Origin of the sequence: Vibrio sp. LaRot3 (genome assembly GCF_027587025.1) — a bacterium.
Taxonomy (GTDB): domain Bacteria; phylum Pseudomonadota; class Gammaproteobacteria; order Enterobacterales; family Vibrionaceae; genus Vibrio.
Genome location: NZ_JAPPTI010000001.1, coordinates 1121959 through 1135181, shown reverse-complemented (window position 1 = coordinate 1135181; position 13223 = coordinate 1121959). Strand labels below are relative to the sequence as shown.

Here is a 13223-nt window from a genome sequence, read left to right as displayed (position 1 = left end):
AATGAGTCAGGACTTTTGTCCTATATCTACTAAGTTAGATAAGGCAAATATCGAAGACCTACATCGTAAATATTCAGGCTAAAACACAGCCGTCCACCTCAACTTCCTTGATATTCTTTATCTCCTTCGGACACTCTATAGTCTTAAAATACCAGTTAAACAGTATAACTCATTGTAAATTCACAGTTTTAATTGTGAGAGGCAGGTTTTTCTGGAACGTCAGTCAAGGTAATTTGCACGTAAAACATGCAAACTACGCCTAAGTAAATTCAACTGGTTTCTTATTCTGTGAATGATATCAATACGATTCAGCCATTAGCCATCGGGATTGACTTGGGTACAACCAACAGTGCCATTGCCGTATGGCAAGGTGACAGCGTAGAGTTTGTGCCTAATAGCTTAGGTAAATACCTTACACCATCAGTGGTGGCGATTGATGAAAATGATGCTTTGTTAGTCGGTGAAGCGGCTAAATCTAGGTTAGTCACTCAGCCTTTGAGCTCGGTCGGCTCGTTTAAGCGTTACCTCGGGACAAATCGTAAGTTTAAATTGTCCAAAAAAGAGTACAGCGCAGTTGAGCTCTGTTCGCTAATTTTGTCTTCATTAAAACAAGATGCTGAAGCGCATTTGTCACAACTTATTCAAGATGTGGTGATATCCGTTCCTGCTTATTTTAATGACACACAAAGAAAAGAGGTCAAAGCTGCGGCACAACTTGCAGGGTTAAATGCGGTAAGGCTAATTAATGAGCCGACCGCAGCATGCCTTTCTTATAGTTTACACAAGCAATCACAAAGTCGATTTCTGGTATTTGATTTAGGCGGAGGCACCTTTGATGTCACGGTAGTAGAGAACGCAGATAGCTTCATCGAAGTTCGAGCTTCTACAGGAGATAACTTCTTAGGCGGAGATGATTTTACCGAAGATTTGATTCATGCCGTGTTGGATAAGCTCGACCAATCTCTGGAAGAGTTGCCATTGGCGTTTTTATCATCACTACGCTCAAGTTGTGAAGTGGCAAAGCATCGTTATAACGATGGTGTCACCGTAGATGTGCCAGAGCCTTTTGCGCAGTCGATGAGTTTTAATAAACCAGAGATGGATAAAATTTGGGAAAACTCTTTGAGCCGAATTGTGCGCCCATTGAAGCAATCTTTGACGGACGCTCGCCTTGAATCTAAACAGATTGACGAACTGATTTTTGTCGGCGGCTCTACTCGTCTTAAAGTGGTTCAACAAGCTGCAAACCGTTTGTTAGGCCGCTTTGGTCACAGTGAGATTGATCCTGATCTAGTGGTGGCTCAAGGCGCAGCCATTCAAGCAGCTTGTCGCCTGAGAAATGAGCACGTTAGTGAGATTATCTTAACTGATGTGTGTCCATACAGTTTGGGTATTAAGTGCGTGCGTGGCGATCGAGACGGAGTATTTTCTCCAATTATAGACCGCAACACAGTAATTCCAGTATCAAGAGTAGAAACCTTTTCAACTTGTTATGACGATCAATCAGAAATCCGAATCGCCATTTATCAAGGTGAACGTTTGTGGGCTAAAGATAACATCTTTATTGATGGCTTTGATGTTGAAGTGCCTAAAGGGAAAGCTGGGCAAGAGCTGATTGATGTTCGTTTTAGCTATGACATTAATGGCTTGTTAGAAGTCGATGTTACGCCAAAATCGACTGGTGAAACGGTGAGCAAAGTAATTGATAAGTCGCCTGAAGGGATAAGCCAAGAGCAAATCGCTGCCAGTCAAGATAAGTTAAGTCAGCTTAAGTTTCATCCAAGAGAGTCAGTTCCAAACATTACTTTACAAGAGAAACTGCATCAGCTTTATGCCGAAAATACAGCGGAACTACGTGGTGTAATTGAGCAGTTTATATTCTCGTTTGAGTCAGTTCTAGATTCGCAAAATGAACGAGAGATAAGAGAGCATAGAACAGAGATATATCAACAGCTTGATAGGTTAGGTTTTAAGTAAATTATGAGTATTCCAAAGTTAGATACGGTTCAGTACGAACCATTTTATGCGTGGTTTTTTGCTGTTACGGCGCCGATGCTACTGCTTAACGACAGTTCTCAGCTTAATGAAATATGGATGTACGAGAGCAACAAAAATCGCACTCTAGAAGAAAGCCGAGAAGGTATTGATGAATCTTGGGGAATTAAAAGTCGCCAAGAGCATATAGAAACAATCAACCGATTGATAAATTTGGATGTTCATGGTCATGGTATTAGAGATGCGTTTGATCGAATTGCATTCAGTGGCCCTCAAGAGCTTGATGAACTTGAGCAACGTATGACGAACGAGCAGCAAAGGAATGAGTTTAGGTATCATCGAATGACTTATGATCTCGTTGGAGATGCTCGTTTCTTTGGGTTTGATTTAGCGCGAGCTTCATTCCTCACTCGTCATGCCACCATACTGCAATGGCTTTCTGAAGAAGAAATCCTGTTTTATTTATCGGTGATCGCTCATCGAGTTCAACAGCTTTTTCCTGATTGGGATACTTACCATAAAAGTTATGTTCTCGGTCGTAATTGGTGGTGTTATACCGTCGAAGACTATGGTCCAGAGTTGATCTTGAATAAAGGTGACTTCGGTGGATTTAATGCCTTCTTTGAGCGCTTAACTCAGCCTAGAGCACCGGTATGGAGTAGTCTACCGTTTGATATGGTTCTTCCTCGCTATGAAGCGCCGGCATCATTATTTGAGCAAGAGCAAGAGGGGAGTGAGGCATAATGGATATTTGGAATATTCTCGGTATTGCTCAAACAAATGATGAGAATGAAATCAAACGTGCTTATCGCGAGCAACTAAAACATAATCACCCAGAAGTGAATCCCGAGGGATTTAAACGTTTAAAAGAAGCGTATGATCAGGCCCTTAAGTTTGGCGTGGTCGAAACAACGGTTCAAGCATTCCCCGAACGAGAAGAGAATAAATCGCCTATAGAGGAATATAAGCTCTCCTTTGACCAGCGTTTTTTGGATACGAAAATTCGCTTTGAGATAACTGGTTGGCAACAGTGGGCAGAGAAATTGGCCTTACTCGACGTTTCTTCTCAGCTTAAGATCTCGGATTATGCCTTAGCCAAAATCATGGATGCACGTTGGTTGCCCGGAGAGCTGATTCATTGCTTTTGGGAAATTTTTGATTGGCAGCGCTTAATGAAAGGCTCTGAGCGAGACCAAGATTTGGCGGACTTTCTTGTTTATTGGGGGGGGATAAAAACGCAGTTTCCTCTAGAAGCTTTAGCAGAGTTTAGTGCTGTTCAGCAAAGGGCCATTTTGTTGCGTATAAGCCCGCTGTCATTTTCTGTTACTCACTGTAATCCTGATAGTTTTTCATACTGGTGGCACACTCCGATGCCATCACTGACGGTTTATCACCCAACGCAATACTTGTTCTTTTTAAAAGGCTGCAAGTTAGACGCAAGATGGCCAAAAGATTGTTTACCAGAGGTAATCGAGCAACTACTAAAATTGCATAGTACGGCTTTGGCTTGCGATGATTGGTTGCTGGTTGCTCAGGCAAGTAAGCAAATCGGTATAAAAGATCTGCTTGAACGATCGCTTGCGAAAGTGCTGGAACTGAATGCCAGTAACTATGGCTATGTAGCGGATTGCCTCAAAGATTGGTTTGATGGCCTAAACCAAGATATTTCTATGGCAATGGCCATTATTGCCGCTGATGTTATGCAAAAACCTAAAGGTCAGTGGATGTTTAAAACTCATTGGCAGAGTAAACACAGTAAAGAAGATACGCGTTATCAAATACTGAATGATTGCTTAACCTCTGAAGAGTTATATGCCAAAACAATGCGTCCACTGGAACATGACAAGGTGCAAGATTTAAGTGATGAGGCGTATTTGTCGGTTTGGAGTGGTCTGTTTGGCTCTGCCCATGACCTAGAAGCGTCGCTTACAAGAGTGACTAATCAACAGACATCCAGCGAATGTGATATTGCATATCAGGTAGTAACACATTGGCTAAGTCATAAAAAAAACCAATTGGCCTACCCTGAATGGTTAGAAGAGGTTGCTTTAACGTATGCTTCTAAGCAGTGGTTTGAACTTGAACCACTCACCGAGGAACAATTAGAGAGTTTGTCTGCCGAGCAGTGGCGAAGTTTTTACTATCGACATCCCCTAATGCCAGACCAATGGTTTAGGCAGTTAGAAGCCCATAAAGTACTTGACTACGATTACTTCTCAGAACAAGACTCCGTAGCTAGTTGGCTTGCTCGGCTAGGTTTTTACCGGACATACATCCCTGGTTATGAGGTGCTTAGTCCCTTGGCTGGTCAGAGCTTTTCTCACGATATTGATTGGCTATTGCACTACTACCATTTGACGCCTGAGCCACATAAACGTGAGGTTGACCTCCCTCCTTCATCATTAGATGGTGTCGGCGAATGCCCATTGGTTGCTGCTAAAGCGTTTATCATCGATTCGGAAAATGACAATTTCGAACAGTTTATCGATATGAGAAAATTTGGTGATCAATATGTACTCAAATCGATTGTGGAATACAAAGTAAAACGTATCGCTGAAAATAATGACTTGCAGCAACTAGCGAAGGAAGCGTTAACGAGTGGAATTTATTTGGCGGCATTGACTCGGAAACTACTTATCAATGACAAGTTAGAAGAAGGGGCGGCTTGTTTAGCACTTCTAAGAGCAAAAGCGACTGATTGGCCATACCTTGATATGTGTATGGACTACTATAGATATTCACTTGAAAGAAGATTGAAGAGCAAGGGCATTAGTATTGCTGAGTTTTCGTATGACGAGACTTCGTATCTTAATGCAATTTGCTATTTCAATATTACTGCGCAAATGGTTCCTAATGAGTTCCTTAATAGCGAATTGTCACGTGGTAGTTACCAATACGCAATCAACTACATTGTAACTTTGGTTTATGCAGGGTTAGACAACCATAATTTTGATCTTTCTGGCGTAGAATGCTTGGTCAAGAAGCGTGAAGAATTCACCGATGAACAGGCAATAGTAGCCGAGGTGGCACTGTACTACTTAGATAAGGCGTTACAAAAAAATCTTGAAGCAGACATAGAGAAAAAAGGCAGTAAAGTGAAATCTCATAGTGTTGGCCTATACGCTAAATTAGCGCTGGCTAATACGGTTTTTTATGGCGTATTCCGCAATCAAGTTATGAGTGTTTCCGAACTTTTCTCGACTCAAAATATGATGAACTTGTATGTGAGTTCAGGGTTATTTTTGTTCTCATTGTTAATGTTTTTCTACGCTTATGCCAAGAGCGCTAGATCGAACCGAAACGTCGTTGTTGTTCTGTACCCAGTGACCTACGTGTGTTTGCTTTGGTTTGGTAGTTTGTGGTTGGGTATTCTACAGGGCTTGATGTTGCTCTTATTTGCGGTTTGCATAACCAAGTTTAATTTAAATGGTAAGTGGGAAGCTTCAACCGTCAAGAAGAGAAGAGTTCCACTGTTTGAAGAACTTTATGATAGCAAGATAGAACCGAAGCTATTTAAGGTTGACTAAATCGCGAAGCATCAAATTTTCCAATCAACTTGTTCAGATTCATCAAATCACAAGGCTTAACTTATTCAGTATTGTTGTGGGAAATAAAACGAATTAGAGGAATCCCATATGAAAATACTGACACTAGACCAATTGCCACAAGGTGGATTTGCAGGCTTAAGTGAAAAACGAGTGGTCACCGATAAGCGTGTGTTTGGCCCTTACAAACATCCGGCCGCGAGCAATGGAATGGGTAGCTTTGTCTATCTGGCGGATGCGAATTTTCACCCATATGGTGAAACGGGAATGCATCCACATAGTGAAATTGACGTGATTAGTGTGATGGCTAAAGGTCGGGTGGAACATCAAGGTTCGTTAGCACATGGAGAGGGCTTAAACCAAGGGCAAGTTCAGGTACAACGAGCGGGAGGGGAGGGCTTCTCTCACAATGAGGTTAATCCTGATTCTGTACCTAATCAGATGATTCAGATTTGGGCACTGCCAGAGCAATCTGGTGAACGGGCAGGCTATAAACTTTACACTCCACAAGTGAATCAACGAACGCGAATCTATGGCGGCAGCCGAGAGCAAACTGAGACCTTCTATAGCCAAACCATTATCGAGATTGTAGAAGCAGAGCAAGGCTATACCACGGTGCAGTCGGGCGAGGTAATGGCATACTTAACTAAAGGCAGTGCTGAAGTGAATGGCGTAGCGATTGAAGCGGGTACGTTGGTAACAGCAGAAGGCATCGAGTTTGTCGCGATATCAGATGCGCAGCTGATCTTGTTCTATGTTGAAGGGAGTTGATTATATAAGCCCTTGAGTGCCTCGATGGACGCTCAGGGGCTTTGAGATAACATTTACAGCTTGTGGTGTAAGATCCACTCTTTGCCGTTGTCGCCGCGATAGAACTTCTCTGAATCAACAAAACCAGCGGCAATAAAAAAGTCATAAGCGGGTTTGTTTTTTACCGGAATAGTCACGCAGACAGAGTTACTGTCCGGGCTTACTGCATAGGCGTACACAAACAACTTTTGCAGTGCTTGTTTGCCATAACCTTTGCGTTGATGATTCTTATCGATAACGAAATATTTGAGGCCTAACTCATGACGCTCTGCGAATGTCGCGTAGTGAGCAAAGGCTTTATCCAGCACCAAATAACCAATCGCTTGTTTACCAGAGAAGAGGGTCAGGATGACCTCTAATTTAGAGCGATCGTGATAAGCGGTTTCAAATGGAATATGCCACTCTTTTTGATCAGGTAGCACTTCTATTTCCATTAAGTTTGCAAAGTCTTTCAGCTTTGCTTGTTTGATGGCGATCATATGACCTCATTTATACAACAAACTTACTTGTCGAAGCGCGATATGTTTCGAACAAGCACGATACCTGTATGATTTAATTAATAGCAAAACTATCGATATAGTGTCTTAACAGGCATAAAAAATGGCGACATATGTCGCCATTGTATCATCAGTCGTTTTATAAACGCGAGGTATATCAAACGATAGCTTGTTGCTATTGATGTATTAGCAGATAACCTTGATCGCTAGACCACCTTGAGAAGTCTCACGGTATTTCGCGTTCATGTCTTTACCCGTTTCAAGCATCGTTTCGATAACTTTATCTAGCGATACTGTTGGAGCTGAAGAACGACGAAGTGCCATACGAGTAGAGTTGATTGCTTTAACAGCAGCAATACCATTACGCTCGATACATGGAACCTGTACCTGACCAGCAACAGGGTCACATGTTAGGCCTAGGTTGTGTTCCATAGCAATCTCTGCTGCCATACATACTTGCTCTGGGCTACCGCCCATAAGCTCAGCAAGGCCAGCCGCTGCCATAGAACATGCAACACCAACTTCACCCTGACAACCTACTTCAGCACCTGAGATAGATGCGTTACGTTTGTATAGGCCACCAATCGCGCCAGAAGCTGCGAAGTAACGGATGTAGTCTTTCTCTGTTACTGTTTGGATGAACTTGTCGTAGTACGCCAATACAGCAGGGATGATGCCACACGCGCCGTTTGTTGGCGCTGTTACTACACGGCCACCAGCAGCGTTTTCTTCGTTAACAGCGAAAGCAAACATGTTGACCCAGTCAACCACAGACATAGGGTCGTTAGTGGTTTTTTCAGAGGTTAGCAGTTGTTGGCGAAGTGCAGCAGCACGGCGAGGAACACGCAGTGGACCAGGAAGAATACCTTCCTCGTTCATACCACGTTCCATACAATCGCGCATGGTCTTCCAGATGTTCGCAAAGTAAGTGCGAGTCTCTTCGTCTGAATGCATCGCGTGCTCGTTTTTCATAACTAGCGCGCTGATTGAAAGACCGCTTTCTTTACAATGCGCCACAAGCTCTTCTGCAGAAGTGTACTCGTAAGGCGACTTAATTGGGTTCTCTTCAGACTTACCAAAGTTCTCTTCGTCAACGATGAAACCACCGCCGATAGAGTAGTAAGTTTTTGAGTATGCTTTTTCGTCATCGATCCAAGCGTGGATCTGCATGCCGTTTTCGTGCAAATCAAGGTTAGTAGTATGGAAGTTCATACCACCATCTTTCGGGAACGATACTGTGTGACAGTGCATGCCAACAGGAAGGCGTTCAGTTTCCTCTACGCGAGCGATAAAGCTCGGAATAGAATCGATATCTACTCTTTCAGGGCTATTGCCAGCAAGGCCCATGATGATTGCGATATCTGTGTGGTGACCTTTCCCTGTCAGTGATAGTGATCCATAAACGTCAACGGTGATTTTAGTGATGTCGCGCAATTTTCCCATTGAACGAAGATCATCAATAAATTCTTTACCCGCTTTCATTGGGCCTACAGTGTGTGAGCTAGAAGGACCAACACCGATTTTATAGATGTCAAAAACACTAATCATATCGATTACCTCAGAAGTAAGCCCCCCAAAAATGGGAGGCCCTTTATTATCATTATATTCTTGGTTTAATCACCCAAAAGTATGGGAAATTAAAGAGCGCTGTAGATTACAGAAGTAATTGCGCCAAGACCACAGATAACTGTGAAAATCTGTACAGGTGCAGAAGTTTTGTACTTCGCCATCGATGGAACTTTTTGCATTGCGAATACTGGCAGCAAGAACAGGATAGCAGCGATCATTGGAGCGCCCATTGTTTCAATCATACCTAGGATGCTTGGGTCGATGATTGCAACAATCCACGTTGTAACAACGATAAATAGTAGAGAACCTTTTTCGATTGCACTTACAGGTGCAGATGAGCGAGATTTGATTAGACCTACTAAACCTTCGTGAGCGCCAAGGTAGTGACCGAAGTAGCTAGAAGTGATAGCCGCAAATGCAACTAGAGGACCTAAGTAAGAAATCAACGGAGACTCATGTACGTTTGCAAGGTAAGAAAGTACAGAGATGTTTTGTTCTTTTGCTACCGCTAACTCTTCTGGAGAAAGAGATAGAACAATAGAGAATACGAAGAACATTACAAAGCCCATTAGCATCATTGCTGCGCCACCAGTGATAGCGTCAGTTTTCTTCACTGCGTTGTCACCGTGAACGCGACGTTGCTCTTTAGAGAACTGAGAGATGATTGGACTGTGGTTGAATGAGAACACGATGATTGGAATTGCTAGCCAAACAACAGATGGCATTGCAGACCAGTCTGGTGCTACGTCTACCATTGAAGTGTTCCAGTCAGGAATTAGGTAGAAAGACAGCGCTAGTAGGATGAATACTAGAGGGTAAACCATTGCTGAAGTTGCTTTCAGCATTAATTCTTTACCAAACACTACACCTGCAGTCATAGCAGCAATCAGTGCACCAGAAAGCAACCAGCGAGGAATAGATTCCATACCCATTTGGTTAACTAGGAATGAGTCAACTGTATTAGTGATACTTACACCGTAGATAAGAACGATAGGGTAGATGGCGAAGAAGTAGGCAAAAGTAATAAGGTTTGCGCCAGTCTTACCAAAGTGTTCTTCCACTGTGTCAGTGATATCAGCTTCAGGGTTTTTCGCAGAAAGAACGAAACGAGCTAGAGATTTGTGTGCGAACCAAGTCATTGGTGCTGCGATTAGAGCAAGGATAACTAATGGCCAAAAACCACCGATGCCCGCTTTGATAGGAAGGAAAAGTACACCCGCACCTACTGCTGTGCCGAAAAGCGACAGACACCAGGTGAAATCTTTGTAAGTAAACTTACTAGACGATTGTTCGGCATTCGCCGAAGTAGTTGTTGTATTCATTTTGGATTACTCATTTTAGGAACAGGAAATAAGTTGAGTGCAATTCTGCATAAATTGATTACACAAAAATTAGATCTAAATCATAAATTGATAGGACTAATAATATGATATTTCAAAAAGACGTTTCTTGTCACGAAATCTACGTGCCACACGTGATTTTTGCTAATCCGTAAAATTAGAAAATCTAATGTGATGAATGGTTAGTCGAAAGTGATCTTTGGGTAAACGTTTGCGTGCTGCGAGGTCAATTAAACTAATGTGTTTAGATGTTGAACAATAGGGTTTGTTGTTAGTAAAGCTATATAAAATTTACTAATAATACGGAGATTTTCAGTAGCACGCTGGTTAAGTGTTGGTGGAATATTCATCAATCCAATGGCTTGGGTAATTGACGCTGTAGAGCATGGATTATTTGCGCCGTCATTCCCCATATGAAATGGCGCTGATAATTAAGGGCAAATACTCGGTGATGGTGGTCTTTAAAGCGAAACATTTCGCTATGGAGATGGTCAGGGTTGAGAACGATATCGACGGGTACTTCGAATATTTCAGCGACTTCGTTTTGATCAATCTTGGCTTGGTAGTTTGGTTTAATAAATGCCAAGTAAGGGGTCACCGAAAATTGACTAACTGTTGGCAGCTCGTTCATCTGGCCAAAAATCTGAATAAGGCTTGGGTTTATTCCCGTCTCTTCTTGGGTTTCGCGTATAGCGGTGGTCACGAGAGATTTGTCATCGAGTTCATATTTCCCTCCGGGAAAGCTAACCTGCCCAGGGTGATGTTTTAAGTGTTTCGCCCGTTTGGTAAACAGTACATGCAGCCCGTTATCTCGCTCTACAAACCCTATCAATACAGCGGCTTTTCGAAGCGCATTTGGGTTTAAATGATTTAAACGTTTTAGTGACTCGGAGTGATACTCAACAGGTGTGTTCAGCTGAAAGCTTTGGATTAAGGTCTGTCGGTTGAATAACTGCGCCACAATAACTTCCTTTGTTGATTTGAAAAAGCCCGCTTTATGAACAATGCTTTGCAATATAACAGGGGCTTCAAGTTGCTGAATTATTAACCAAGTCATTCGTTTTTGCCATCGCAAAGCGTTTTGATTTAGCGATACAGCGCATGCAGTACCACAATAAATCAGTCGGATATATTAAGCATAATATCAATCGAAGTGTGTAATAAGTAAAACACAGCGTGCAACATCAGACAGGCGAGGTGGGCAAATGAAGGGAATCATTTTTACCGAGTTTATGGATTTGGTTGAAGAGAAGTTTGGTTTAGAAGTACTTGATAAAGTGCTGACTGAATCGGGCGATGAAGGGGTTTATACCTCGGTTGGTAGCTACGACCATAAAGATTTGGTCAAGTTGATTGTTCAGTTGAGTAAGGAGTCCGGCATTTCACCAGAGGACTTACAAAAAGTCTTTGGTCAATCGGTGTTTAATAACCTCTATTCAACATTGCCACAAAGTGCCAGCTTGGCGGAATGTAAAAACAGTTTTCAGTTTGTTCGCTTAGTAGAGGACTACATCCACGTCGAAGTTAAAAAGCTTTATGCGGAAGCAAACCCACCAAAATTTGAGTTTATTTCAGAGACAGAGACGGAATTAGTCTTCGATTATCGTAGCGCACGTTGTATGTCTCATGTTTGTCTTGGCCTCGTGGCGGGGTGCGCCGATCATTTTGGCGAAGAGATTAACATCGAAATGGATGAGCAATCTTCAGATAACAGCCATGTTAGATTTCGCTTATCGTTGGTAAGTTAGTGTTTGGAGTAGCCTGTTTAGATGGATGATAAAGGTTTTCTTGAGCGAAAGGTAAAGCGAGAGGTTGCAGCGCGCAAGCAAGCCGAGACGCTGTTGGAGCAAAAAAGCCTCGAGCTGTACGAAGCCAATCAGCAACTTAAGCTAGTACTTGGCCAGCTTGAATCGCAAAATTTGCAAGGCTTGAAAAAGCTCGAATTTGAAGGGCAGGTGAGTGAGGCTTTGATTCATTTTGGCCGCGCTTTTTTATCGCGCAGTTTAGACGATGGATTGTTACTTCGATTTTTAGAGCGACTCTCAGATAACACTGCGTTATTTACGCCAAATATCTATTTGCTACCCAACATACTTTCGACCGTCCTCGGTACTGAATTTGGCGTAATGTATGATGCGCCACCGAAGGAGATCAAACCTTACAGCTTTTGGGTCGAAAATCGTCTTTACGTACCGCTTGAAGTTGACCATAAAGCAGTTGGGCAGTTTAGCGTTGAAATAACGGACATAGAGCCTGATTTTGCTGAAAGCCAAATGACCTTAGTGGTTGAGCTAATTTGTAGTGCGATCAGCCGACAAAATATGGTCACCAAAACCCAACAAGCGCGTAAGCGAGCCGAGGAATCAGAGCGCTCGACCAAAGAGTTTGTTGCGATGATAAACCATGAGCTGCGTACACCGCTTAATGGCTTGTTGGGCAGCGCGGAGCTTTTGGCCGATACAAGCCTAAATAGCGATCAACGGAATCTACTCTCTAATTTAACCCATTCGGGTGACATGCTTCGCCACATCATTAATGACTTGCTCGATTTTAGTAAGATGAACGCAGGCATGATGGAGCTGTTTCCTAGCCAGTTCACTTGGCAAGAGCTTAAAGCTATGCTGAACGGTATCTTTGCACCTAAGGCCCAAGAAAAGCGCATCGCCTTTTTACTAGAAGAAAGTGGTGATATACCGGGGGCCTTTGTGGCTGATTTTGAAAGGTTGAGCCAAGTATTGGTCAACCTGATAGGTAATGCGATCAAGTTTACCTCATTTGGTAAGGTCGAAGTATTGGCCAAATGGGAAGATGACCAACTTAAAATTTCAGTGGAAGATACAGGTTGTGGGATTCCACAAGAAGCGCAAGCTCAATTGTTTGACCCGTTTGTTCAAGCGGATAGAACCGCAAAGCGTAACTTTGAAGGCACAGGCTTAGGGCTTGCCATCTGCTCAAATTTAGTTCAATTGATGAAGGGCACACTCGGTTTTGAGAGTGAGTTAGGCGAGGGGAGTATTTTTACGGTTTGTTTACCTTTAGAGTTGGCAGAATCCGTCGAAGTAACCACCAAAGAAACTGAACTCACTCACCCCGTCAAGGCATTGGAAAGTCTAACCATCTTGGTGGTGGATGATATTCGTATGAACCAAATCATCATTAAGCAAATGCTGAAGAAATTTTCAATTGAGCCCGATGTTGCGACCAATGGTTTAGAGGCGATACACGCCGCCGAGAAATGCCAATATGATTTGATCTTTATGGATTGCCGTATGCCAGAAATGGACGGCTTTGAAGCGACAAACTATTTGCGAGAACATGACTATCAAAGCCCAATTATCGCGCTAACCGCTGGTACAACGCTTGAAGAGCGAGAGCGGTGCATCGAAAGCGGTATGGACGATATTCTAACTAAGCCCTATACCGCTGTAGATTTGAAATCCATGATTCAAAAATGGATGTAAGTCTTT

General features: G+C 42.8%; 10 protein-coding genes. 6 read left to right on the top strand and 4 right to left on the bottom strand.

Annotated features, from left to right (window positions below; translation table 11 throughout):
• Positions 1-288: 288 nt before the first annotated feature.
• The 4 genes from OH461_RS05180 to OH461_RS05165 all read left to right on the top strand — a co-directional run bounded on the left by OH461_RS05180 (position 289) and on the right by OH461_RS05165 (position 6311).
• Positions 289-1977 (top strand): Hsp70 family protein, encoded by a 1689-nt coding sequence (locus tag OH461_RS05180; RefSeq protein ID WP_270019543.1) that lies wholly within the window; start codon positions 289-291, stop codon positions 1975-1977.
• 3 nt (positions 1978-1980) lie between these two features.
• Positions 1981-2739: a DUF1266 domain-containing protein gene (locus OH461_RS05175; RefSeq protein ID WP_270019542.1), complete on the top strand. Its 759-nt coding sequence runs from the start codon at positions 1981-1983 to the stop codon at positions 2737-2739.
• Complete coding sequence (locus OH461_RS05170; RefSeq protein WP_270019541.1) at positions 2739-5522, top strand: J domain-containing protein; 2784 nt, start codon at positions 2739-2741, stop codon at positions 5520-5522. Before OH461_RS05175 ends, OH461_RS05170 begins: the two co-directional genes overlap by 1 nt.
• Before the next feature lie 108 nt (positions 5523-5630).
• Entirely contained in the window at positions 5631-6311 is a 681-nt protein-coding gene (locus OH461_RS05165) for a pirin family protein (protein ID WP_270019540.1), read from the top strand.
• A 53-nt stretch (positions 6312-6364) separates the two neighbouring features.
• On the opposite strand, the gene OH461_RS05160 is transcribed toward OH461_RS05165, so the two are convergent.
• The 4 genes from OH461_RS05160 to OH461_RS05145 form a co-directional block, all read right to left on the bottom strand.
• The gene (locus OH461_RS05160; RefSeq protein WP_270019539.1) at positions 6365-6829 is read right to left on the bottom strand and encodes a GNAT family N-acetyltransferase; all 465 of its coding nucleotides are present in this window, start codon (positions 6827-6829) and stop codon (positions 6365-6367) included.
• Positions 6830-7033: 204 nt separating this feature from the next.
• Positions 7034-8395, bottom strand: a complete 1362-nt coding sequence (locus OH461_RS05155) for an L-serine ammonia-lyase (RefSeq protein WP_270019538.1) — start codon at positions 8393-8395, stop codon at positions 7034-7036.
• 89 nt (positions 8396-8484) lie between these two features.
• Complete coding sequence (locus OH461_RS05150; RefSeq protein WP_270019537.1) at positions 8485-9738, bottom strand: aromatic amino acid transport family protein; 1254 nt, start codon at positions 9736-9738, stop codon at positions 8485-8487.
• Positions 9739-10105: 367 nt separating this feature from the next.
• Positions 10106-10717 carry a CoA pyrophosphatase gene (locus OH461_RS05145; RefSeq protein ID WP_443088439.1) on the bottom strand — a complete coding sequence of 204 codons (612 nt, stop codon included), beginning with the start codon at positions 10715-10717 and terminating at the stop codon, positions 10106-10108.
• A gap of 244 nt (positions 10718-10961) precedes the next feature.
• Here OH461_RS05145 and OH461_RS05140 point away from each other — a divergent pair, with 244 nt between their 5' ends.
• On the top strand, positions 10962-11504 hold the full coding sequence (locus OH461_RS05140; protein ID WP_270019536.1) for a heme NO-binding domain-containing protein: 543 nt from the start codon (positions 10962-10964) through the stop codon (positions 11502-11504).
• 21 nt (positions 11505-11525) lie between these two features.
• A complete protein-coding gene (locus OH461_RS05135; protein ID WP_270019535.1) occupies positions 11526-13217 on the top strand; it encodes an ATP-binding protein in 1692 nt (563 codons plus the stop codon).
• The last annotated feature ends 6 nt before the right edge of the window (positions 13218-13223 follow it).

Excerpts from the sequence above, each read along its gene's own strand:
- OH461_RS05175 (WP_270019542.1), top strand. The coding sequence starts at position 1,981 with ATGAGTATTCCAAAGTTAGATACGGTTCAGTACGAACCATTTTATGCG.
- OH461_RS05170 (WP_270019541.1), top strand. The coding sequence starts at position 2,739 with ATGGATATTTGGAATATTCTCGGTATTGCTCAAACAAATGATGAGAAT.
- OH461_RS05165 (WP_270019540.1), top strand. The coding sequence starts at position 5,631 with ATGAAAATACTGACACTAGACCAATTGCCACAAGGTGGATTTGCAGGC.
- OH461_RS05160 (WP_270019539.1), bottom strand. The coding sequence starts at position 6,829 with ATGATCGCCATCAAACAAGCAAAGCTGAAAGACTTTGCAAACTTAATG.
- OH461_RS05155 (WP_270019538.1), bottom strand. The coding sequence starts at position 8,395 with ATGATTAGTGTTTTTGACATCTATAAAATCGGTGTTGGTCCTTCTAGC.
- OH461_RS05150 (WP_270019537.1), bottom strand. The coding sequence starts at position 9,738 with ATGAATACAACAACTACTTCGGCGAATGCCGAACAATCGTCTAGTAAG.
- OH461_RS05140 (WP_270019536.1), top strand. The coding sequence starts at position 10,962 with ATGAAGGGAATCATTTTTACCGAGTTTATGGATTTGGTTGAAGAGAAG.
- OH461_RS05135 (WP_270019535.1), top strand. The coding sequence starts at position 11,526 with ATGGATGATAAAGGTTTTCTTGAGCGAAAGGTAAAGCGAGAGGTTGCA.